We start from the raw sequence: 22,100 nt of genomic DNA, 5'->3' as shown, positions 1-22,100 counted from the left end.
ATTGTCTATTCTGAAACGGAATTGCTGATGAATGAATTAATAGAAGTAGATGTCTTGGTTGTGGGAGGCGGAACGGGAGGAACCGCAGCTGCGATACAAGCTGCCCGTCGCGGTGCCAAGACAATGCTGGTGAGTGAATTTACCTGGCTGGGGGGAATGCTCACCTCAGCGGGGGTTGCTGCCCCGGATGGTAATGAACTTGCTGCCTTTCAGACGGGGCTTTGGGGTGAGTTTTTAGGGGAATTGCGTTCTCGGCAAATGGGAGGCTTAAACAATAGTTGGGTGAGTCTGTTTAGTTACGATCCCCGGATTGGTGCCCAAATATTTGCTGATTGGGTACAAGAATTGCCAAATCTAGACTGGGTTGCGGGGCAAGTGCCCTTAGAGGTTTTGCGAACAGGCGATCGCATCCTTGGGGTTCGATTTGCCGATTTCACCGTTCAATCCAAAATCACCCTAGATGGCACCGAACTGGGAGACTTGTTGCCTCTAGCATCTGTGCCGTACCGCTGGGGATGGGAATTGCAATCGGAGTTTGGCGAACCTAGTGCGCCTGTTTCTCACAATGAATTGACTCAGCGATACCCAGTCCAAGCTCCCACCTGGGTGGCAATTCTGCAAGATTTTGGTGAGGAAGCAAGTGCGCCGGAAATTCCCCCTCCTCCTTCATCTTTTATCCTTCCTCCTTCATCCTTCCAAGGTAGCTGGGATCGCTACGGTTGGGAGCAGTTTCTCAATTATGGGCGTTTACCGGGGAATCTTTTCATGATCAATTGGCCCCTATGCGGCAATGACTATGGGGAAGGAGTGGGGCGTCTGATAGAGTCGGAGGCGGCGTGGCATCAATTTCTTCAAGAGAGTCTGTGGCACACTCAAAGCTTTGTCCGCTTTATTCAAACTAAGCTGGGGCGGCGTTACGGCTTAGCGACTCAAATCTTTCCCTCACGCTTGACTCCCAAACTCAATCAAAACTCAATCAAAACTCAAAACGCTCTCGGTGGAGGTGGTTATGCCCTACACCCTTACTATCGGGAAAGTAGACGCCTTGTGGGACTGGCGACCGTGCGAGAGCAGGATATCTTGCCAGTGGCGGGGGGAAAGGTTGCACCCCTACCTGTGGATACGGCTGGGGAGGTGAATGCGATCGCCTTCGGCAACTACCCCAACGACCACCATTACCCTAACTACAACTTTCTTGTTAAACCAAAATCAATTCGCTGGGGTGGACGCTGGACTGGCACTCCTTTCACCCTTCCCTACACTTGTCTAATTCCAGAGTCTGTGGATGGACTGCTGGTTTGCGAAAAAAATATCTCCGTCTCCCATATTGCCAACGGTTCCACCCGGTTACAGCCCATCGTCATGAATATTGGTCAGGCGGCGGGAATGGCGGCGGCGCTTTGCGTGCAGCGAAGTTGTCAACCCAGAGATTTACCTGTCCGAGTCCTGCAAGAAGCATTGTTACAAGATGAGCGATCGCCAGCAGCAATTTTCCCTCTGTTCAATTTACCGCGCGATCGCGCCGACTGGCTGCACAGGCAACGAGATTACTTGGATCGCCCTGACACCTATCCCTTCAATGGCAACTGCCCTTACCTGGAACCCCAGACGCCACAGGATTCAAAATATGTGGAAGTTCCCTCACCCTTTACGAAACACAGCGATGGGGAAGCGGTTGGCGGAAGCATTGAAAAATCCGCTTCAAACTCAGCACTCTTCTGTGGAGTGTTCCATCGCCATGCCGAGCAAGATTACACCTTCACTGTAAAGGAGCCAGCTGCTGGGGAAGAGCAAACCTGGATAGCGATCGCCTTGCGCCCAGAAGTAGACGGAGAACTCCAAACCTGCCTCGATCGGCAGATGCTCTCTGTGTGCGGATATCTCAATCAATCGGGCAAATGGTTGATTGTGGAAAAAATTATTGCTCCTGGGAGCGATCGCACTCATTTTTGAGCCTTAGGCATCGTACCTCTAACCTTAAACAAAAGCAGAACTCAATCGGAACCGACTAAGCTCTAACCGAAATTTTTCCTGGTTAACGATCAAGAACTCCGTATCAGGGACTATAACCCTGACACGGACATCTGCTATGCGCCCTTACACCTCTATCATGTTGTTGAGCTTACTATCAATCTCTTCAGGTAATTTCTTAGGGATCGAGTCCGCCTCTGCCAAGCAACTGCCATCCACGTCTTCCGAGCTAGCCGTATCGCTGAAACGTGGGAACGAACCGTCTCCGGATAAAGGAACCGGACGCCGAGATGCGTTTTCGCCCGAATATATCTCTATCGTCTAGAATTATCCTCTATTTAGCCAAATCTGAACAAGTCATCGATCCGCTTTTCACCTTGCGACTGAGGTCGATGAAAGCTCATTTGAAGGCAGCAAACTAAGCTCTAGCAGGTTTGTGCCAGTGTACTTGGGGCACTATTTGTCTAATTTTGCCTGTCACGGAGAATTTATTCCCTGACAAAAGCTATATATTAGGCCGTCCTTTTCTATAATTAGAGATTATTTACGTTCATGCTATCGGGGTGCTTAGAGTTCAATAGTTTCAGCGAGTGAATTGAACTCACTGCAAATGTGGAAACATAAGCTTTTCACCATTTTCACCAAGGAACCAGTGTTTTGTCCCCTTGCGATGCGATCACCCCTGATATGAGCAACGACCTGGATCTGATCAAAAGCCTTAGCCCCGGTGCGATGGATCAGATCATGTTTTATCTGGCCTTTAGTGCGATGAGAACCGGCGGGCACCGACACGGAGCCTTCCTGGATGCTGCTGCCACGGCAGCAAAGTGCGCGATTTACATGACTTATTTGGAGCAGGGTCAAAATATCCGGATGACGGGGCACCTGCACCACATTGAGCCGAAGCGAGTCAAAGTCATCGTCGAGGAAGTTCGGCAAGCGCTGACCGAAGGGAAACTGCTGAAGATGCTGGGTTCCCAAGAACCTCGGTATTTAATTCAGTTTCCCTATGTTTGGATGGAGCAGTTTCCGTGGCAACCGGGGCGATCGCGCATCTATAGCACCAACCTGACCGCTGACGAAAAGCGATACCTTGAGGAAAAACTGCCAAATAATCTGCCGGATGCCCAGCTAATCAACGCTTTTCAGTTTCTAGAATTAATTGAATTTCTCCACAGTCGTTCCCAGGAAGACTTGCCAGAAGAACGCCGCATTCCTCTAAGCGAAGCATTCGCCGAACACATCAAGCGGCGCTTAATCTATTCCGGCACGGTAACGCGAATTGATTCTCCTTGGGGATTGCCCTTCTACGCCCTCACTCGCGCTTCCTACTCACCCGCTGAGGACGAAGAACGCACTTATATCATGATTGAGGATACTGCCCGCTACTTCCGACTGATGAAAGATTGGGCAGACCGACAGCTAAATGTGATGCGGATACTAGAGGAACTCGATATTCCACCGGATCGCATTGAGGCAGCCATGCAAGAACTGGATATGGTCATCCGGGATTGGGCAGATAAATATCACCGCGCCGACGGTCAGCCAGTGCTTCTACAAATGGTTTTTGGCCCAAAAGAAGAATAAAACACTTAACTCACATTTTCGTTGAGCAGGGTGGGCAATGCCCACCCTGCTTCAGTTAGAAGCTACATCGGTAAAACTTTTGCCTGAAATCGGGGAAAAATTAACTTAGCCTTGTGTAGGCATTGCCCCAATAGTTTGATGCTGAATGCGGGGTTCTACAAACAAATTTGAAATGAGTATTGCTGCTAAATTGACCCACATTTGTATAAAGTTTTCACTCCTCATGCAAAAACACAATCGGGATCATTCGCACACTGCATAGCCAAACAGTTTAGTGTAACAATTTTTACAAACTTACTTTGAAATCTTTTATAGGACTAATTAAGAAGATTGTAAAAATAGGCGTTATAAAACTGCATGACCGGCAAAAAGAATCTTATTGTTATCGGCAACGGTATGGTAGGACACAAGTTTCTAGAACTGATGATCGCTAAAGGAGCGACGCAGGAATGGAACTTGATCGCATTTTGCGAAGAGCCTCGTGTTGCTTACGATCGGGTTAATTTGAGTGGTTTCTTTTCAGGCAAAACTGCGGCAGATTTATCGTTAGTTCAACCGGGTTTGTACCAAGAAAATGGAGTTGAAATCCATATCGGTGATAAGGCAGTTGCGATTAACCGGGAAGAAAAAACAGTTACATCAGCGAATGGGATAACAATTGCCTATGACAAAATTGTTCTAGCAACAGGCTCCTATCCTTTTGTACCGCCAATTAAAGGGAATGATGCGAAAGGTAATTTTGTCTACCGGACAATAGATGACCTTGAGGCAATGTCATCCTATGCGAAAAATTGCCAAACTGGTGTCGTTGTTGGGGGTGGATTATTAGGTTTGGAATGTGCGAACGCTCTCAAAAATATGGGTTTAAAAACCCATGTTGTTGAGTTCGCACCCAGATTAATGCCACTACAAATTGATGATGTCGGTGGCAACATCCTTCGCAACAAGATAGAAGAACTTGGGGTTTCAATTCATACCAGTAAATCTACAACAGAAATTGTCAGCATTGATGGCAAGGTTGCTAAAATGACCTTTGCTGATGGTGAAGAGTTAGAGACAGATATGATTGTCTTTTCTGCGGGAATTCGTCCTCGCGATGAAATCGCGAGAGGATGTGGATTAGCAGTAGGCGATCGCGGCGGGATCGTTATCAACGATTCTTGCCAAACTTCAGATCCAAATATTTATGCTATTGGAGAATGCGCCCTTTATCAAAATCGAATTTACGGCTTAGTCGCTCCTGGCTATACAATGGCAAGCGTAGCGGCAGATATCCTGAGCAAAACAGGGACGAGCAGCTTTACCGGCGCGGATATGTCCACCAAGCTCAAACTGTTGGGAGTGGATGTTGCCAGTTTCGGGGATGCCTTTGCCAAATCTCCCGGCGCTAAAGAAATTTCCGTTACTGATACCATCCAAGGTGTTTACAAAAAACTGGTTTTAAATGAAGATGGTAGCCATCTTTTAGGTGGAATTCTGGTAGGAGATGCTTCAGCTTACGGTACGCTGCTGCAATTTGTGCAGAATGCGATCGCGCTCCCGCCTCATCCAGAAGATTTGCTGATGCCACCCCGCGAAGGCAAGTCTGCCACAGTCGGTATGGGTGTGGAGAGTTTACCAGATACTGCCCAAATTTGCTCTTGCAATAATGTTAGCAAAGAGCAAATTTGTAGTGCCATCCAAGAAGGGCAACTCACTGATATTGCCAGTGTAAAGAAATGCACCCAAGCCGGCACAGGTTGCGGCGGTTGCGTGCCACTGGTAACTGATATCCTCAAAGCTGAGATGAAGAAAGCGGGGATAGAGGTAAAAAATCATCTCTGCGAACACTTCGCCTATTCCCGTCAGGAACTTTATCACTTGGTGCGTTCTCAAAAAATCCTGACTTTTGAAGATTTAATTCAAAAACATGGAAAAGGGAAGGGGTGTGAAATTTGTAAGCCTGCTGTAGCTTCTATTCTCGCTTCAACGTGGAACGAGTATATTTTAGAAATGCCGCATGTGGGGTTGCAGGATACCAATGATTATTACCTGGCAAACATTCAGAAGGATGGAACTTATTCAGTAATCCCCAGAGTTCCCGGTGGTGAACTAACACCAGATCAGCTGATTGTGTTGGGAGAAGTTGCTAAAGATTTTGGTCTTTATACCAAAATTACAGGTGGACAACGGATCGATTTATTAGGTGCGCGGGTAGATCAATTACCCCAAATTTGGCAGCGACTGATAGATGCTGGATTTGAATCGGGACACGCTTATGGGAAGGCACTCCGCACGGTCAAATCTTGTGTAGGTAGCACCTGGTGCCGCTTTGGGGTTCAGGATTCAACCACTTTGGCGATTGAGATCGAACTGCGATATCGAGGCTTGCGATTGCCCCACAAATTAAAATCAGCTGTATCGGGTTGTACCCGCGAATGTGCCGAGGCTCAAAGCAAGGACTTTGGCATTATCGCAACTGAAAATGGCTGGAATTTATATGTATGTGGCAACGGAGGAATGAAGCCACAACACGCAGTTTTGTTAGCAACAGATATTGACAAGGAAACGCTGATTAAATATTTGGATCGGTTCTTGATGTTCTATATTCGCACCGCGAATCGACTAGAACGCACTGCAACTTGGTTCAATAAGCTGGAAGGAGGCATCGAGTACCTGAAGCAGGTAGTTATTGAAGATTCTCTGGGCATTTGTGCTGAATTAGAATCAGAAATGCAGCATCTTGTCAATACCTATCAGTGTGAGTGGAAAGCCACAATTGAAGATCCAGAAAAAGTGAAGCGATTCCGTCACTTTGTCAATTCTGACCAACCCGATCCTGGTTTAGTTCATGTAGAGGAACGGGGGCAAAAACGTCCAGCTTATGACCACGAGAAGGTTTTAGTTGGTATTTCCGAATAAGCTGACTGTTGCTCTGGTGCATTACCTACAGTTTAAAAAAACTGATGTTATTTCAAGTAGGAAAAACATACACACGCTATCAAATTCATTCTGCATTGGGTGGAGAACTCCAAACTTATCTTCCTCAGCGTGCTGGAAAGATTGTGTGTGGATGTTTTAAGCCTACCCTGGACTCAAAAGCTCCTGATGAAGTTTTGGTAGAAGATTCACCAAAAGTAAAACAGAAAGCTGAGATACTCTGCCAACAAGGAGGTGCTATTCCAGTGTTCCTCAAGCTACATCGAGCTAGGTGGAAGTATATAGGAATGTTTCGTGTCAAGAAACATTCCGTTGACCTAGAAGAAATTAGGCGTAAGCAGCAGGAATCAGGCAGAAATAACATTGCAGCCGTGCTGTATTTGGAACCTGTGTTAAGCGAACTATGCAGTACGGTTAAAATAACCAAAGAGCGAGTTTTTGAGTTAGTTTGACTTGCTGCAATGTGTTGAATTTTTCAAGCTAGGCTACACCAATCCGTTAATCAATAGGAAAAGAAAATGGTTCAAGCATTACCGATTCGTCAGACAATTTCTACATGGGTTGATATTTGTCCGCTGTCAGTGATCGCGCCCAACACTGGAGTTTGCGCTTTAGTTGAAGATCAACAGGTGGCAATTTTCCGTGTGGGACAAGAAACTGATGTATTTGCGCTAGGCAATTACGATCCCTTTAGTAAAGCCTTTGTCCTATCGCGGGGAATTTTAGGCGATCGCAATGGCATTCCCAAAGTTGCATCCCCCATCTACAAGCAAAATTTTAACTTGCTCACCGGAGAATGCTTAGACGATGAAACCGTAAGCGTTCCTACTTTTCCTGTAAGAGTGGTGGAAGATAAAGTGCAGGTAGCTATTAGCGAATAACTACTGCTACATTTCATCAAAGAACCCGGTTTCAGAAGAGAAACCGGGTTCTTTAATAGGGATACTACTATATATACAGCTAATGAAAAGGAGTTCTCCTATGCAGCCTACGGTAACTAATGGAGTGCGTTGGGCTACTACAGATATCAACCTCTTACCTGAAAACGAAGGCACGCGCTATGAGATTATTGATGGAGAGTTGTTTATGACCAGAGCGCCCCACTGGAAGCATCAACGCACCTGCTTCAACATCTGTTGAGAAGTCGATGCTTGGTCTGTTTTTAGTGGTTTAGGGCAAGCCAGCATCACTCCGGGTGTGCTATTCAGCGAATCAGATAACGTCATACCAGATGTAGTGTGGGCTAGTAACGGAAGATTAGCTGTATTGCTAGACGAGGCGGGACATCTAACAGGCGCACCAGAATTAGTGGTGGAAGTGTTATCACCTGGTATAGAGAATGAACGCCAAGATAGAGAACCTAAACTCAAACTTTACGCATCACGGGGAGTCCAAGAGTATTGGATTGCTGATTGGCGCTTGCAACAAGTTGAAATCTACCACCGCGAAAATGCGACGCTAAAATTGATAGCAACGCTACTAAATAATGATGAGTTAAGTTCACCTCTATTGCCAGATTTTACCTGCACTGTGGCTCGGTTTTTTGTGTAGGAAAGTGGTAGGGAAAAAGGCGATCTCCACTAGCTGTGCTTACTTTTAGAAGCTGTTTTAAAAGTCTAATAAGTTGTTATTTTGCATCCTGAGTGGAGTGAAGCGCAACGCTCAAGGCGCGATTGCTTCCCTCATTCAGTGTCCCCACCCACCCCTAAAAAAATACATCTAGCCAGAGCAAAATTACTGGCTGACAACGGGGTCAAGATGCGATCGCACCCCATCTCACTCCATCAGCAAAGTGCGATCGCACTCAACTCGGACTAAGTCTTCAGACTGATGTAGAGCTGCAATAAAATTTCAACACTTATGGCATAACTAACAGAAAAAATCTGTAGTTATGAAATCTTATTTGTGCCTTATAACCGGAGGAAAAACAATGTTTTCAAATCAACCGAAGCACGTTGATGCCGTAGGCGCTGACAACACTGGCAGTGGGTTTCTCACCCCTGATGCTGGCCCCGATACCGCACGCGCCGATTATTCTGAGGGATCGGATCTGAATGACGCAAGTCATGATTATGACAACCTTGATGAACCTGTTCCTGGTACCTCTGTTGAGGAGTCTAGGGGTAACGTTGTCGATCGTCAAATGAGAATTATTGGACGCACTTCAGGATGACATCGCAAGTGTCATTCAAAAAATCAAAATCGGGATGACAGGATTTGAACCTGCGACCCCCTCGTCCCGAACGAGGTGCGCTACCAAGCTGCGCTACATCCCGTTGTCATAAGTGACAAACTAGATCCACAATATCACGCCAAATCCCAAATCACCAACCCACTCCACCAGAAATTAATTCACTGAGTCCGTTGCTTGCTACGATAAACTCTGTATGACTGAAAGTGGAAAAAGCGGGTTGTGGCTGTTAAACCAGATTGGTTGCGCGTCAAAGCGCCTCAGTGGGAGCGAGTCGGTAGTGTTAAAGAAATTTTGCGGGATTTGGGGCTGAATACCGTTTGTGAGGAAGCCTCTTGCCCCAACATCGGCGAGTGTTTCCAAGCCGGTACAGCGACATTCTTAATTATGGGGCCAGCCTGCACGCGGGCTTGCCCCTATTGCGATATCGACTTTGAGAAAAAGCCCAAAGCGCTTGACCCCACGGAACCAGAAAACTTGGCGGAGGCAGTTAGACGACTCCGACTCAATCATGTCGTAATTACCTCCGTGAACCGGGATGACTTGCCGGATGGCGGTGCGTCTCAGTTTGTCCGCTGCATTCAAGCGGTACGCGCCACCTCACCAAAGACGACAATTGAGGTATTGATTCCTGACTTGTGCGGCAACTGGGGGGCACTCGAAACAATCCTCCAGGCAGCGCCGGAAGTACTAAACCACAATACAGAAACGGTTCCCAGTCTTTACCGGCGGGTGCGTCCTCAAGGGAATTATCAGCGATCGCTCGAACTACTACATCGAACCCGCGAGTTAGCCCCTTGGGTTTACACAAAATCTGGTTTGATGGTAGGGCTGGGAGAAACTGACGCCGAAATCCGGCAGGTAATGCAAGATTTACGAGATGTCGATTGCGATATTTTGACGATTGGGCAATATCTCCAACCCTCCCAAAAACATTTGAAAGTCGATGGCTTTGTCACACCTGCTCAGTTTGATGCTTGGAGACAGTTTGGCGAGTCGCTGGGTTTCCTGCAAATCGTCTCCTCTCCCCTGACTCGGAGTTCTTATCATGCCGAACAGGTGCGGGAATTGATGGAACGCTATCCTCGATTCAAGAGTTATGAGTGACCAGAACTCCTCTAACTCAATCAAAACGATTCCCTTGAGGGAAGCGAAAGGTCAAAACTCAAAACTCACCATAGCGATTCTTGGATCGGGCGCTTGGGGTACGACCCTTGCCTCTCTCGCATCTCAGAACGGTCATCACGTCCGTGTGTGGTCGCGTCAGTCTTCCCTATGCTTAGAGGCGGTTCTAGAGAATGCTGAAATTGTTTTATCCGCCATCTCGATGAAAGGTGTCGGCGAGGTTGCGGCGAATGTACAAAAGGCTGTCTCTTCTAAGCCAATTTTCGTCACCGCTACCAAAGGATTAGATCCTGTCACTACCTGCACCCCTTCACAAATATGGCAGGCGGCATTTCCGACTCGCCCAGTGGTCGTTCTATCGGGGCCAAATCTTGCTAAAGAAATTCAACAAGGATTGCCAGCTGCTACGGTGGTAGCCAGCCGGGATGCTGCCGCTGCCTCGTCGGTGCAAGCGGTGTTTTCGTCCCCCAGTTTTCGGGTTTATACCAATGCTGATCCTTTGGGAGTGGAACTCGGCGGAACGCTAAAAAACGTGATGGCGATCGCTGCCGGTACTTGTGATGGGTTGCAATTGGGAACGAATGCCAAAGCCGCTTTGTTAACCCGTGGTCTTACTGAAATCATCCGCATCGGCAACTGCTGGGGGGCACAACCTGAAACGTTTTATGGATTGTCAGGACTTGGTGACTTACTCGCCACCTGCAACAGCAGTCTCAGTCGCAATTATCAGGTTGGTTACAGGTTGGCTCAAGGTAAGACACTCTCCGAAGTTTTAACCGAGCTGGAAGGAACCGCTGAAGGGGTCAACACCGCTTCCGTGCTGATTCAACGAGCGGATCGAGAAGAAATTTCAGTTCCGATTTCTTACCAAGTCTATCGCTTGCTCAAAGGGGAAGTTACCCCACTCGCAGCAGTTGAAGCACTCATGCTAAGAGACAGCAAACCTGAGTATAGCTAGGTTTTAGCCCTTAAAACCATCTATAGGGAACTCTTTGAGCCAATATTCTTTCTTAACCCTAGGGATTTTTCAGGAAATCCTTCAATTGGTGATGTAGATTAACTTGGCCTTTGACCCAAATCACTACTCTAAGATTGAGCGCTGCCTATACTACCCAAAGATAGAAATCTGAATCCTACTAGAGACAGGTTTTTCTGAATGTCACGTCGTCCCTACCTGCATAACCATCGATATCGATGAATTCAGTAAGTGTCATGCAGCTAGATGTAACAGAAAGTAACAGAAAGGTAAGCATTAGCTGTTTCGTCCTGGAGGGTGGGAATTCTAGCAATAAGTAGTGAAGTGATTAATTGAAAGACTATTCCGGACGCAATTGAGAGATCCCTATGCCAGCCACTCCTTTTTATGCAGAGACAGATACAGAATTTGACTCCGAGTTGCCAGATTACAACTTTGGGTCTGCCGTGTTGAACGACGATGCTCGACCCCCGGTGGATGATCTCGATAGCCCTGAGATGGAAGGTCTAGATGCAGAGTACGGGCGACTCGGCGAGGCATCTCTACGGGCAACTGCCAGCCGTCGTACTACCGATCTGGTTCGGTTATATCTTCAGGAAATTGGCCGGGTTCGGTTACTAGGGCGAGATGAGGAAGTCTCGGAAGCTCAAAAAGTCCAGCGTCATATGCGGTTGCTGGAGCTGAGAAATGATACTGCCAACCAGGCAGATCCAGTGATTCAGCCGTATGTGCATCTGATTGAAGTACACGATCGTCTAGCATCTCAGTTGGGGCACCGTCCTTCTTTGGAACGGTGGGCGACGGAAGCGGGTATTGAGCTGAGCAACCTGAAGCCTACATTAGCTGCTGGGAAGCGTCGCTGGGCAGAAGTAGCAGGTCTGGCAGTTGAAGAGCTAGAGCGGATTCAGGCCACTGGCATTCGCGCCAAAGAACACATGATCAAGGCCAACCTGCGTCTAGTGGTTTCTGTGGCGAAGAAGTATCAAAATCGCGGACTGGAATTGTTGGATTTAGTCCAGGAAGGAACCCTTGGGCTAGAACGGGCGGTTGAGAAGTTCGATCCGACCAAAGGTTATCGGTTTAGCACCTATGCTTACTGGTGGATTCGCCAAGGAATTACCAGAGCGATCGCAACTCAAAGTCGTACTATCCGCCTGCCGGTTCACATCACCGAAAAGCTCAACAAAATTAAGAAAGCTCAGCGCAAAATTTCTCAAGAAAAAGGTCGCACGGCAAGCATTGAGGATATCGGCGTTGAGTTAGAAATGACACCGGAGCAGGTACGGGAAGTTTTACTTCGGGTGCCTCGTTCTGTCTCTTTAGAAATTAAAGTAGGAAAGGAGAAAGACACAGAATTAGGCGACTTGCTGGAAACAGACAGCATATCTCCCGAAGAAGTGTTAATGCGAGAAGCTTTACACCGAGATTTGCAGCAGCTGCTTGCCGATCTCACCAGCCGCGAGCGAGATGTGATTCGGATGCGGTTTGGCTTAGGAGATGGTCATCCTTACTCCTTGGCAGAAATTGGTCGCGCTCTGGATTTATCTAGAGAACGAGTTCGTCAAATTGAAGCCAAAGCTTTACAAAAGTTGCGGCAACCCAAGCGCCGCAACCGTGTACGCGACTATCTGGAGTCCTTGGGCTAAGAAATAGTAATTTCATTTTCACAACTGCCCAATACTAATTTCTCAAAACCCCCCTTTTTAAGGAGGGTTTTGTGATTTCAAATATAGAAAGTCAGGGAGCGGCAAGCAGTGGTAAAAAGCGGTAAATACTGCACCCAGCAGGGACAAGGCATAAAACTAGATCCCACAAGTAACAACTGACACTCACAGCAGTGGTCAAAAGGAAAAAAGAAAAAAGCAAAAGATATAATTCTTAACTTATCTTGCTTCCTTTTTCCAGTTGCTTTCCCTATTTCTTCGCCTTGTTTCTTATTAAATATTATTCTCAATAAGCTTCGATTGTTGCAAATATTCTAGGAATTCGCTATTCTTCTCAATAGGGCTACTTTCTTGAGAAGGTCAACATGTCTTTCTACACAGCAACCTCACTCAAGGCTGAACTGAACGAGCGGGGCTGGCGTTTAACTCCCCAACGGGAAACCATCCTGAATGTCTTTCAACATCTTCCCAGAGGTCAGCATCTTAGTGCTGAAGACCTCCACGAGTTGTTGCACAGTGAAGGTGAGGACATAAGCTTATCCACCATTTACCGAACCTTAAAGTTAATGGCTCGGCTAGGCATTTTGCGCGAACTTGAACTAGCGGAAGGACATAAGCATTACGAACTCAATCAACCTTACCCGCATCACCATCACCATTTGATATGTGTTCGGTGTAACAAGACGATTGAATTCAAAAATGACTCGATTTTGAAAACCGGCACCCGAACAGCCAGAAAAGAAGGGTATCACCTGCTTGACTGTCAGATGACAATTCACGCTATCTGTCCGACTTGTCAGCGGGCCTTACTACCTATTTAAAAAGCGATCGAGTAGGGTTAGGGCGGGATGCACCACTTCCACCATAGCGATTAGCTAGTAGTATAGCTAATCGCTAATTGCTATGTTTGTTTAAAAACGTCCCTTGACGATGTCATCAGCGCTGAGACCATAAGCACGTTGGGCAGCTTCAACTGCTGCTTTGGTTTGCGCCTCGAAAACCCCATTTAAGGGTCCGCGATAAAAGCCGTTTTCTTTCAGACGCTTTTGTAAAGACAATACATTAAAGCGATCGCTTGTATTTTCCAGAGCCAATATAGTATCGGGTCTAGCGATTCCATCAGCTGTTAAACCTTGCGATTTCTGAAACTGAATCACGGCGTCTTTGGTGTCTTGATCGAAGTAGCCAGTCATGGCACCTTGAAAAATTCCCATCTGCCGCAACCGTCGCTGGAGTTCTACCACCTCCCGGTTGTTACTGCCTAACTGTAGGATCTGTCCGCTAGAAGCTGTATTAAAGCGATCTCTTGTATTTTTCAGAGCCAATATAGTATTGGGTCTAGCGATTCCATCAGCTGTTAAACCTTGCGATTTCTGAAACTGAATTACGGCATCTTTGGTGTCTTGATCAAAGTAGCCAGTCATGGCCCCTTGCAAAATTCCCAGTTTCCGCAACCGTCGCTGGAGTTCTACCACCTCCCGGTTGTTACTGCCTAATTGTAGGATCTGCCCACTAGAAGTGATATTTTTAGGCGGAGTCCGATCCTCTCCACCTCCCACACCTATCAAAGCTGCCTGGGTATCCGAACCGACAATGCCATCTACTGGCATTCCCGCCGCTTGCTGAAATCGGTTAACGGCTGCTTTTGTGATCGGGCCATAATAGCCAGTGATATTTGCTTGAAAATAGCCCTGTTTTTGCAACCGTTGCTGGAGGGATACTACCTCCGGACCGCTGTCTCCTTCCTGTAGGACTCCACTCCTCGGACGTTGGCTGACCTGAGAAGCCTTGCTGACCGGCTGAGTACGTTGCCTGACAGACTGGAAACGTGGGCGGCTGACCTGTCTGACCTGCCGAGATTGGCTGGCCTGCGCCTGGATTGGCTTGCCTCGCTTCTTCTGTAAGGCGGCTTCGGTTCGCGGCCCCACAATGCCATCCGGTTCCAGCCCATTAGCTTTCTGGAATTGGATCACAGCTTCCGTTGTAATCGGGCCAAAATTGCCTGTGATACCTGCTTTGAAATAGCCTAGCTGCTGCAAGCGCTGCTGGAGAGTGGCTACCTCCGCGCCGGTGTTTCCTGGCTCAAGTATTGCTAAAGCTTGAGACATTCCCAAGAGGCTCAGTGAGACAAAAAGCGATAGCAGAGACAAACTCGCTCTAGTAGACAGCTTTTGGCGGTTCAGTCCTTCAAAAATTTTTTGGCTATTCCAGACTATAGGAAACTCGCTGTTCGTAGATGCTTCGTAGGCCAGGGCAAGATGCAGGTAGGCAAGGGTTTCCATAATTTTACTGGCAAACTCTTGATAGACAGTTTAAGAAGGTCAATTTCATCAACTAGCTATACCATACCAGTGCCTAGGGGCGATATACCACCCGTGCATCTAGTCCGCGCGATCGCAGTAGCTCGGAGCGGCTTTCGGCAAGCTGCCGATTGGAAAATGCCCCTGCATTTACATAGGAACCTCGTTTCGATTTCGGCCCCAGATCCGCATTCGGTACATAGCGGAGGACTTTATTCAATGTTGTGTAATTCCCTGGTACGACTACCACGTAGCGATTCTCAGCAAAATTAATTCCTAATTCCTGTAGGGTTCGTGCATCTGCAATGCCGTCAGGGTATAAACGCCGAGCTTGCTGGAACCGCCTGACAGCTTGCTGGGTATTAAAACCATAAACCCCATCAATGCGACCAGGGTTGAAGCCTTGATCGCTCAATCGCCGTTGGAGATCCTCGACCTCGGAACCGCGATCGCCAGGTTGGAGACTTCTACGACTCCTGTCGTTCCGGTTGCTGTAGTCACTTAGTTGTTGACTTGGACGACCGGCAACGTAGTCGTCTAGTGCCCGCAGCGTTTCTGAATTAATCGTCCCGCTGGGGGATAAACCTACAGTTGTCTGGAACTCCCTGAGAGCTTGCGCCGTATTTCGACCAAATACTCCATCAATACGACCGGGGTTGAATCCTGCCTGTGCTAACTGTTCTTGGACAAGCCTAATGTCTGAATAGGTATTTTCTGAATAGGTATTTTCTGAATAGATATCTTCTGGATAGATATTTTCTGCTCTCAGTGTAGGGATGTTGGGAGCAGACAGTGTAGGGTCGTCCGGAAGCGAGTCCAGAGTTCTGTCCGGGGGTGGCAGCGTAAACGGGTCATTGTTGAAGCTTTGGCTTATAGTCGGTCTAACTTGATTAAATAATTCTGCCCTGGTTCCTCGACCGACAATCCCATCTGGTGTGAGCCGATTGGCTTGTTGGAATCGAATCACCGCATTTCTAGTTTGCGAGCCAAATTTGCCAGTGGCGGGTACATCAAAACCCCGCGTCTGTAACTGCTGTTGTAATGCGCGTACCTCAGAACCGCGAGCGCCTTGTTTCAGCGTTCTCTGTGCTAACGCCTGAGAAGCGATTCCGAGCATGGCTAAGGCAACGGCAATCGATAGAAAATGAATCGTTGCGTGGCTAGAAAGCTTTTTCCAATTCAATCCGATCGGAAATTCCTGGTTGTCCCCGACCGGAGAAACACCGACTTCTTGTACAGGTGTTTCGTACACTAAGGCTAGATGAAGATAGGCAAGGGTTTCCATTACTTTTTACAGCATAGATTTTAACGCCAGTCTAGCCGATTGATTGCATCAAATCGCACTCTCTATCGACGATATACCACTCGTGCATTCAGTCCTTGCGATCGCAACATCTCTGACTGACGTTCTGCCCCAGACTCAGTGGCAAATGCTCCTGCCTGAATATTTGAATCGCTACTGGAAGTATCCAGATAAGCATTCGGCACATACTGGCGCACTTGGCGCAGCGTTTCGGTAGTCTCAGCCATTACGATCACCGAGTAAGGAGAATTTGAAGTCGCAAGATACCCGACAGCAAACCAGGTTTCCCGCCCCATAATGCCGTCAATTTTTAAACCCCTCGCCACTTGAAAGCGCTTCACAGCTTGCTCTGTTTTCCAGCCAAATTTTCCATCAATAGAACCCGGATCAAAACCAGCCGCTTTCAGCCTTTGCTGAGCTTCGGTGACTTCCCGACCGCGATCGCCCAGTCGCAACCCGCGCTTACCAATGTTCATTGCACTCGTCTGCGGAGTGTTGTGCGACTTTTTACTTTTCTTGCTTTTGCTCTCCAGATATCGCTTTAATGCTTCTAGGGTCTCTGAACCCGCGATGCCGTCAGCATCTAAGTCACTGATCGCTTGGAAACGCCTCACCGCTGCCTCGGTCAACTTGCCGTAGTATCCAGTGACAGGTCCCTTATAGTAGTTGGCTGCCATCAAGTTTGTTTGCAAAGCCGTCACTTCAGCACCCCTATCCTCTATCTGTATTGCGCTAGCACTGTGGAGCAAACTGAGGAAAGCTAGATTTAGAGCCAGCGATAGTAGATAGCTTGTCGCGGTGCTAGAAAGCTTTTGCCGATTGAGATCCTTAAAAAGTTCTAACTTTTCTAGAACTGGAAAAGCCAGAGGATCTGTCGTTTCCTCGTAAGCTACTGCTACATAAAGATAGGCAAGCGTCTCCATTCTTGTCCTGCAAAACTCTTAGCAGCTAATCCACTCACTGAAGTTTTCAGCGAAGGTTTAACTGCTATTTTTGGCTTATTTTACGTTATTTTCACGTTTTTTGTTTACTAACTACAGAGAGAATACTTTAAGCTAGATGGTTTCTAGGTCTTGTTTTTGAGAAACTCTAGACGTTTTCAGCGATTAAACTAAACCTTAGCATCAAAAATTAAGGCAACTATCACCGCTACACCAGTAATGCCTAAAGCTACGAGCGGGTGTTGACCTTGACTTACAGCAAAAGAAGTAACGATACCAGCACCCAATGCCGCGATAACGGCAGATCCTAATAAATCTTGATGAGAGTTTTTATTGAACATTGTTGCGCTCCAGCAGCCAAGTTAAAAATAGCTGTGACTTACAGTTTTACAACCTACCACCAGACTTTAGTAGGTTGAAAAGTTGCTGGAATATTGCAATTAAGATTTAAATTAAGCTAATTTTCTTAACACGTCCCAAGGTTACAGAAACGGGGGAACTCTATGCTTGTACTGCAATCCCCCGCACTGAAATCTCTGTCAGATTTCGCCTATTGCTGTTGTTCTGTCTCAACTCGCTCAATGTTACCGGCTTTGATCCAGCCTTGTTGTTCGCCCTCTTCCAGACGGATCTGTTGCCATCTTTTATCATCGCTTTCTTTGATGACTACAATCCGCTGATTGTATCCGACCCCACCGACGCGGTTGGCTTCCAAAGTTGGTGCCTCTCGTAAGCTTAAACCTTCGCGCCAGGTAACGCGAGCGGTATACGCTCCAGGTTCTAGCACTTTAGCAGGAGCAGTGCTGGGCGTCGGCGTTGGGTTGGGTTGAGCGGAGGACGCCGATGTTGTCTTGACAGCGCCAGGAGAAGCTTTGGCTTTTACCTCTGGTTTATCATTTGCATAAACCGGCTTGGGCGGAGGAGCCGACAGTTTAGTTAAGAAGTAATAGGCGGTAGCACCACCACCCACAGCGAGGAGGACGATCGCTAGGAAGAAACCAATTATAAATTTTGCTAAACCCGACCAACTCATGCTTGTGATTCCGGTTGTTGCAGCTGATGAAAGCGACTACTCAAAGGGCTGTGTCTCGATGCCATACGGGCTTTACCGGCGGCTGCCCAATCTTGCAAAAACTGGATTTGCTCTTGGGCAGTCCGAGCTAAGGGCACAATCTGACTGGCGGCTTCTAAAATATCATCGGTAGTAAAGTCTCGATTCTGGCTAAAGCCAATGTGCATCGCTTCTATCAAGGTTTGCTCAATTTCTGCCCCAGAAAAATCGGGGGTTTCGTATGCGACCCGATCGAGATCGTAACTACTCAAGTTGTGAGGCCGCAGCCTGGATAAGTGTACCGCAAAAATGGCGCGGCGTTCCTCTTGTTCGGGCAAACCCACAAAAAAGATTTCATCAAATCTACCTTTGCGAAGCATTTCCGGAGGTAAAGCTTGAATATTGTTAGCAGTCGCCACGACGAATACAGGTGAAGTTTTTTCTGCCAGCCAAGTAATAAAGGTACCAAAGACGCGGCTGGTTGTTCCGGCATCGCTTTTGCCATCAATACCAGAGAAAGCTTTGTCAATTTCATCGATCCACAGCACGCAAGGAGCTAAAGCTTCTGCTAGTTGAATCATTTGCCGGGTGCGAGATTCCGATTCTCCCACCAATCCTCCAAAAAGACGCCCTACATCTAAGCGTAATAAAGGTAAGTGCCAGTGATGGGCGATCGCTTTTGCCGTCAGCGATTTTCCGGTTCCCTGAATTCCTACTAGGAGTAACCCTCTGGGATAAGGTAGACCATATTGCCTTGCGCGTTCTGAAAAGGAACCACCACGCCGTAGCAGCCAGTCTTTTAGGTTATCTAAGCCGCCAATATCAGAAATTTTCTCGCTACTCGAATAAAACTCTAATATTTGCGTCTGGCGAATGGTTTGACGCTTTTCTTCCAGCACCAGTTCCACGTCCTCAGGGCGCAATTCGCCGTGAGTCGCGATCGCGCGTGCCAAGACACGACGAATCCGTTCCATCGATAGCCCTTGGCAGGAACGCACCAGTTCATCCAAAATTTTGCTGGTGAGGGATTTACCTGTGGTACCGAGTAAGCGTTCCACTTCTGTCTTGATCTCAGCTGGCGCTGGCAACGGAAACTCCAGGATGGTTAAGACTTCACTCAAGTCCGTTGGAATGGCAATTTGCGGCGCGACGATGACAATATTTTTCGGCTGGGATTTCAGACGCCGTGACAGATTCCTCAGCTTGCGATAAACTGATATATCTTCTAAAAAACGGGAAAAATCCCGCAAAATAAAGATTCCTGGGGCAGATGCTGCCACTTTTTCTACAAATTCTAATGCTTGAACCGGATTGCGTCGTCCAAAACCGGCATCGTTGGGGTTGCCCTGATAGCCATCGACAAAATCCCAGATATAGACTGGGCGATCGCCTAACCGTTGAGCTACCTGCGCGATCGCTACTTCTACTCTCTCCTCTTCGGGAGTTGGAATATAAATTAATGGATATCGGGCGCGTAGCAGCAGTTCAAACTCTTCACTGAAGCTCATAGCTGTTAATAGGATGTCAGTTGGTAGAAGACTTGCGGTTGTCGCGTCTCCAGGTCAGTGGTCAGTTGGTAGGGCGCGAACAAAAATCTTGGCAACCCAAAACTCTCTCCATTTAACCCGCCCGTACAATCATTGTTGCTTGATTAGTTGCCAACTACTTGTAAAAACCAAGAAAAAGCATCTCGCCTTACGGTTCAGTTAGTATACGCAAGGGCGATGCTTGTTCCCTTAACTTGTTTGTTTCTTGCCGCTGACGCTAACCACTGACCGCTGACTATTTCGGAAATTGTTTTTTGAGTGCTTTTAAAGCTTCCCATCGGCGGTCAGATAAACTGTCCGAGCCATTCGTATTTGCTGGTTGAATCCCCGAACAATCTTTGTCACAAAGCTGCCTTGGGGGAATCGCCAAACACATTTGTTCGTATAGCCAAACATCAGGCTGAAAATGACCCTGCGGCGGCAGCATTTCCAACAAATCTTCGAGTGGTGTTTCTCGTTCTACAGGCCCTGTGTCTGGTTGATCAGCCCCTTCATCTAACCAAATCATTTCTGATGTGTTGATAGCTAGACGGTGATTATACTGTTGCAAGCAACGATGGCAAGTGAGAGTGACAATTGCTTCTGCTTTCACAGAAACATCCAGATAATTTCCTTGATGGGAAACTTTCATCTGTCCGCGCACGGGCGTCAAAGTTTCCAGCTCTGGTAAAAACTCATCAATTTGAATGACTTCTGAGCGCTCTGGCGCTTTCAGAAGCCCAGGAATATAAATCGCCTTCATAATGCTTCAGCCATCCTTCCAACCCGATTAAAAAAGGAAAATAAAAAATAAAAAATTATTTCTCATTTTCCTTTTTTAACTCTTAATTTTTTAATCGTACAACCAGACGCCGGTCTGGTTCTTGACCCCGACTATAGGTTTCTAAGTCGTCGCACTCTTGGAAAAAAGTATGAACTTGACGCCGCTCCGCTGAAGACAAGGATTTTATTTCAAATTCTTGTCCAGAAGAGCGAACTTGCTGAGCGGCATCCTCAGCAAGTTCCTGGAGTTCCGCTTGACGCCGAGCGCGATAGCCATCAAGTTCAATGGTGTAAGCTGTCTGCTCCTCACGCTCTTGACCCAAGTTCAAAATGGCATTGGCAAGGTACTGGATGGCATCGAGAGTCGCACCTTCAGAACCTACTAAGGCTTGAATTTGTGCGGATGTTAGTTTGGTTTCGTCGATTGTCAACCAGTAAGTTTCTAATTCTGCTTGGGAGGAGTCGCTGCTTTGTGGAATCGTTTGGATTGCGGTTTCTTTAACGCCGGTAGGAAATTTGGCTAGTTGCAGGAGTTGCTCTAGCCACTGCTGACCCCGCTGCATTCTGCGATCGCTCATAGCTAACTCGAAGCCTTTTTCTTAGAACGACCTGGTTCAAAGGGAAGTGCTTCTCTTTCCTTTGCTTTCGTTTCTTTTTCTTGAACTTCTACCATTTTCTGAAGGTTTTCTGGTAGGGGTTCGCGCGACAAAATAAACGTCTGAGCAGTTTGGAAAATGTTAGCAATGACCATGTACATCAACACCCCTGCTGGCAGCGGGAAGAACAAAAACATCCCAGAAAAGAGGATTGGGGTAATTTTGTTGACCGTAGCCTGCTGAGCGTTTGCATCGCTGGAATCGTTCTGTCCGGAGAGAACCTGGTTGAGATACAAACTGATGCCAAAGAATAGCACCATGCCGATGATATCCCAGTGAATGGTTCCGTCTTCATCAAAAGCGCCCACACGACCTAACGCATCAATAAAGAGAAATCCTTTATCTGCCGCTAGTCCTGGAACTGTTCCCTGAACTGTGACTTCCCCAGGCTGAAGAGCTTCCACGGTGCCATCTTCATTCACCTGTACCCGTTCTTCGCCTTTAGTGGCCTTCCAGCGGGGAATCAGCTTGGTTTCAGGATAGTCGGCGAGGAGTTCCCGAAGGGGTTTGCCCTCCACGGTTTGAAATTCAATTTTAGCTTTTTCCCCAACCGTCAGGCGGTTCCCTCCCGGCAGCAGTGCCGCAATCGGGGCATGAACGCCATCTGAAAAGTAAATGTTTTGTGGCGCTGTCACGAAAGCTTGCGGCTGAATCCGTTCAATTTGTTCTTGAGGAAAGATTTGCAAATTGACCGTGTAGTTCACATCCGAGAATGGCGATCCCCGCAAGGTGGCAAACAATGCAAAGAGAATCGGCATTTGCAGCAACACGGGGAAGCACCCGGCTAAGGGATTGCCAAATTCTTTGAACAGCTTGCTCATTTCCTCCTGCTGTTTTGCAGGATCGTCCTTGTAAAGCTTCTGAATTTCTTCTTGTCGCTTTTTCATCAGCGGTTGGGAAACTTTCATCCGCCGCATATTGCGAATGGAGCCAGCACTCAGGGGATAGAGAGCAAAGCGAATTACAAGTGTCAGCGCCACGATGGCGAGACCATAGCTAGGCACAATCCCGTAGAAGAAATCCAGGATTGGCAGCATGACATTATTGGAGAGAAACCCGATACCAAAGTCCATTCGTTCTGAGTTAGAGGGGGCGCTAGTAGCTTGT

At 47.4% G+C, this 22,100-nt stretch carries 21 protein-coding genes, 1 tRNA gene and 1 pseudogene; 13 read left to right on the top strand and 10 right to left on the bottom strand.

Annotated elements, in window-relative coordinates; genetic code table 11:
* Positions 1-24: 24 nt before the first annotated feature.
* From NDI34_RS01705 to NDI34_RS01665, 9 genes and pseudogenes are all read left to right on the top strand, one after another.
* Positions 25-1,953, top strand: a complete 1,929-nt coding sequence (locus NDI34_RS01705) for an FAD-dependent oxidoreductase (RefSeq protein WP_348231676.1) — start codon at positions 25-27, stop codon at positions 1,951-1,953.
* Positions 1,954-2,089: 136 nt separating this feature from the next.
* On the top strand, positions 2,090-2,296 hold the full coding sequence (locus NDI34_RS01700) for a hypothetical protein (RefSeq protein WP_190412706.1): 207 nt from the start codon (positions 2,090-2,092) through the stop codon (positions 2,294-2,296).
* Positions 2,297-2,658: 362 nt separating this feature from the next.
* Positions 2,659-3,558 carry a heterocyst differentiation master regulator HetR gene (gene hetR, locus NDI34_RS01695; RefSeq protein ID WP_190412890.1) on the top strand — a complete coding sequence of 300 codons (900 nt, stop codon included), beginning with the start codon at positions 2,659-2,661 and terminating at the stop codon, positions 3,556-3,558.
* A gap of 357 nt (positions 3,559-3,915) precedes the next feature.
* Entirely contained in the window at positions 3,916-6,459 is a 2,544-nt protein-coding gene (gene nirB / locus NDI34_RS01690; protein ID WP_348231659.1) for a nitrite reductase large subunit NirB, read from the top strand.
* A gap of 44 nt (positions 6,460-6,503) precedes the next feature.
* Positions 6,504-6,929 carry a hypothetical protein gene (locus tag NDI34_RS01685; RefSeq protein WP_348231658.1) on the top strand — a complete coding sequence of 142 codons (426 nt, stop codon included), beginning with the start codon at positions 6,504-6,506 and terminating at the stop codon, positions 6,927-6,929.
* Between the two features lie 66 nt (positions 6,930-6,995).
* A complete protein-coding gene (gene nirD, locus NDI34_RS01680; RefSeq protein WP_348231657.1) occupies positions 6,996-7,358 on the top strand; it encodes a nitrite reductase small subunit NirD in 363 nt (120 codons plus the stop codon).
* Positions 7,359-7,458: 100 nt separating this feature from the next.
* Positions 7,459-8,028: pseudogene (locus tag NDI34_RS01675) on the top strand (Uma2 family endonuclease).
* A 138-nt stretch (positions 8,029-8,166) separates the two neighbouring features.
* The gene (locus tag NDI34_RS01670) at positions 8,167-8,295 is read left to right on the top strand and encodes a hypothetical protein (RefSeq protein ID WP_348231656.1); all 129 of its coding nucleotides are present in this window, start codon (positions 8,167-8,169) and stop codon (positions 8,293-8,295) included.
* 112 nt (positions 8,296-8,407) lie between these two features.
* Complete coding sequence (locus tag NDI34_RS01665) at positions 8,408-8,650, top strand: hypothetical protein (RefSeq protein WP_348231655.1); 243 nt, start codon at positions 8,408-8,410, stop codon at positions 8,648-8,650.
* Between the two features lie 29 nt (positions 8,651-8,679).
* On the opposite strand, the gene NDI34_RS01660 is transcribed toward NDI34_RS01665, so the two are convergent.
* Positions 8,680-8,753 (bottom strand) — tRNA-Pro (locus tag NDI34_RS01660).
* A gap of 137 nt (positions 8,754-8,890) precedes the next feature.
* Here NDI34_RS01660 and lipA point away from each other — a divergent pair.
* The 4 genes from lipA (at position 8,891) to NDI34_RS01640 (ending at position 13,254) form a co-directional block, all read left to right on the top strand.
* Positions 8,891-9,775 (top strand): lipoyl synthase, encoded by an 885-nt coding sequence (gene lipA, locus NDI34_RS01655; RefSeq protein ID WP_348231654.1) that lies wholly within the window; start codon positions 8,891-8,893, stop codon positions 9,773-9,775.
* Positions 9,768-10,751, top strand: coding sequence for an NAD(P)H-dependent glycerol-3-phosphate dehydrogenase (locus NDI34_RS01650; protein ID WP_348231653.1), 984 nt, complete (start codon positions 9,768-9,770; stop codon positions 10,749-10,751). The genes lipA and NDI34_RS01650 overlap by 8 nt, the downstream gene beginning before the upstream one ends.
* Positions 10,752-11,137: 386 nt before the next feature.
* Entirely contained in the window at positions 11,138-12,415 is a 1,278-nt protein-coding gene (gene sigC, locus NDI34_RS01645; RefSeq protein ID WP_190439649.1) for an RNA polymerase sigma factor SigC, read from the top strand.
* 383 nt (positions 12,416-12,798) lie between these two features.
* On the top strand, positions 12,799-13,254 hold the full coding sequence (locus NDI34_RS01640) for a transcriptional repressor (RefSeq protein ID WP_190412715.1): 456 nt from the start codon (positions 12,799-12,801) through the stop codon (positions 13,252-13,254).
* Positions 13,255-13,344: 90 nt separating this feature from the next.
* On the opposite strand, the gene NDI34_RS01635 is transcribed toward NDI34_RS01640, so the two are convergent.
* The 9 genes from NDI34_RS01635 to yidC all read right to left on the bottom strand — a co-directional run bounded on the left by NDI34_RS01635 (position 13,345) and on the right by yidC (position 22,066).
* Positions 13,345-14,715, bottom strand: a complete 1,371-nt coding sequence (locus NDI34_RS01635; protein ID WP_348231652.1) for a peptidoglycan-binding protein — start codon at positions 14,713-14,715, stop codon at positions 13,345-13,347.
* 73 nt (positions 14,716-14,788) lie between these two features.
* Positions 14,789-16,018, bottom strand: coding sequence for a peptidoglycan-binding protein (locus NDI34_RS01630; RefSeq protein WP_348231651.1), 1,230 nt, complete (start codon positions 16,016-16,018; stop codon positions 14,789-14,791).
* A gap of 62 nt (positions 16,019-16,080) precedes the next feature.
* Positions 16,081-16,959: a peptidoglycan-binding protein gene (locus NDI34_RS01625; protein WP_348231650.1), complete on the bottom strand. Its 879-nt coding sequence runs from the start codon at positions 16,957-16,959 to the stop codon at positions 16,081-16,083.
* A 188-nt stretch (positions 16,960-17,147) separates the two neighbouring features.
* Positions 17,148-17,318 carry a hypothetical protein gene (locus NDI34_RS01620; protein WP_190412719.1) on the bottom strand — a complete coding sequence of 57 codons (171 nt, stop codon included), beginning with the start codon at positions 17,316-17,318 and terminating at the stop codon, positions 17,148-17,150.
* A 209-nt stretch (positions 17,319-17,527) separates the two neighbouring features.
* Entirely contained in the window at positions 17,528-18,010 is a 483-nt protein-coding gene (locus NDI34_RS01615) for an SH3 domain-containing protein (RefSeq protein ID WP_190412720.1), read from the bottom strand.
* Positions 18,007-19,536 (bottom strand): AAA family ATPase, encoded by a 1,530-nt coding sequence (locus tag NDI34_RS01610; protein WP_348231649.1) that lies wholly within the window; start codon positions 19,534-19,536, stop codon positions 18,007-18,009. Before NDI34_RS01610 ends, NDI34_RS01615 begins: the two co-directional genes overlap by 4 nt.
* 274 nt (positions 19,537-19,810) lie before the next feature.
* On the bottom strand, positions 19,811-20,317 hold the full coding sequence (locus NDI34_RS01605) for a YceD family protein (protein WP_348231648.1): 507 nt from the start codon (positions 20,315-20,317) through the stop codon (positions 19,811-19,813).
* An 82-nt stretch (positions 20,318-20,399) separates the two neighbouring features.
* Positions 20,400-20,915, bottom strand: coding sequence for a R3H domain-containing nucleic acid-binding protein (locus tag NDI34_RS01600; protein WP_190412723.1), 516 nt, complete (start codon positions 20,913-20,915; stop codon positions 20,400-20,402).
* A gap of 2 nt (positions 20,916-20,917) precedes the next feature.
* Positions 20,918-22,066, bottom strand: coding sequence for a membrane protein insertase YidC (gene yidC, locus NDI34_RS01595; protein WP_348231647.1), 1,149 nt, complete (start codon positions 22,064-22,066; stop codon positions 20,918-20,920).
* Positions 22,067-22,100 lie beyond the last annotated feature (34 nt).

Origin of the sequence: Trichocoleus sp. DQ-U1 (assembly GCF_039961925.1) — a bacterium.
Lineage (GTDB): Bacteria > Cyanobacteriota > Cyanobacteriia > Cyanobacteriales > FACHB-T130 > FACHB-T130.
This window is presented reverse-complemented; position numbering and strand designations above follow the sequence as displayed.

Coding starts and splice junctions, on each gene's coding strand:
- NDI34_RS01625 (WP_348231650.1), bottom strand. CDS start 16,959: ATGGAGACGCTTGCCTATCTTTATGTAGCAGTAGCTTACGAGGAAACG.
- NDI34_RS01650 (WP_348231653.1), top strand. CDS start 9,768: ATGAGTGACCAGAACTCCTCTAACTCAATCAAAACGATTCCCTTGAGG.
- NDI34_RS01635 (WP_348231652.1), bottom strand. CDS start 14,715: ATGGAAACCCTTGCCTACCTGCATCTTGCCCTGGCCTACGAAGCATCT.
- NDI34_RS01700 (WP_190412706.1), top strand. CDS start 2,090: ATGCGCCCTTACACCTCTATCATGTTGTTGAGCTTACTATCAATCTCT.
- hetR (WP_190412890.1), top strand. CDS start 2,659: ATGAGCAACGACCTGGATCTGATCAAAAGCCTTAGCCCCGGTGCGATG.
- NDI34_RS01605 (WP_348231648.1), bottom strand. CDS start 20,317: ATGAAGGCGATTTATATTCCTGGGCTTCTGAAAGCGCCAGAGCGCTCA.
- sigC (WP_190439649.1), top strand. CDS start 11,138: ATGCCAGCCACTCCTTTTTATGCAGAGACAGATACAGAATTTGACTCC.
- NDI34_RS01640 (WP_190412715.1), top strand. CDS start 12,799: ATGTCTTTCTACACAGCAACCTCACTCAAGGCTGAACTGAACGAGCGG.
- nirD (WP_348231657.1), top strand. CDS start 6,996: ATGGTTCAAGCATTACCGATTCGTCAGACAATTTCTACATGGGTTGAT.
- NDI34_RS01615 (WP_190412720.1), bottom strand. CDS start 18,010: ATGAGTTGGTCGGGTTTAGCAAAATTTATAATTGGTTTCTTCCTAGCG.
- NDI34_RS01620 (WP_190412719.1), bottom strand. CDS start 17,318: ATGTTCAATAAAAACTCTCATCAAGATTTATTAGGATCTGCCGTTATC.
- NDI34_RS01610 (WP_348231649.1), bottom strand. CDS start 19,536: ATGAGCTTCAGTGAAGAGTTTGAACTGCTGCTACGCGCCCGATATCCA.
- NDI34_RS01685 (WP_348231658.1), top strand. CDS start 6,504: ATGTTATTTCAAGTAGGAAAAACATACACACGCTATCAAATTCATTCT.
- NDI34_RS01665 (WP_348231655.1), top strand. CDS start 8,408: ATGTTTTCAAATCAACCGAAGCACGTTGATGCCGTAGGCGCTGACAAC.
- NDI34_RS01630 (WP_348231651.1), bottom strand. CDS start 16,018: ATGGAAACCCTTGCCTATCTTCATCTAGCCTTAGTGTACGAAACACCT.
- yidC (WP_348231647.1), bottom strand. CDS start 22,066: ATGGACTTTGGTATCGGGTTTCTCTCCAATAATGTCATGCTGCCAATC.
- nirB (WP_348231659.1), top strand. CDS start 3,916: ATGACCGGCAAAAAGAATCTTATTGTTATCGGCAACGGTATGGTAGGA.
- NDI34_RS01600 (WP_190412723.1), bottom strand. CDS start 20,915: ATGAGCGATCGCAGAATGCAGCGGGGTCAGCAGTGGCTAGAGCAACTC.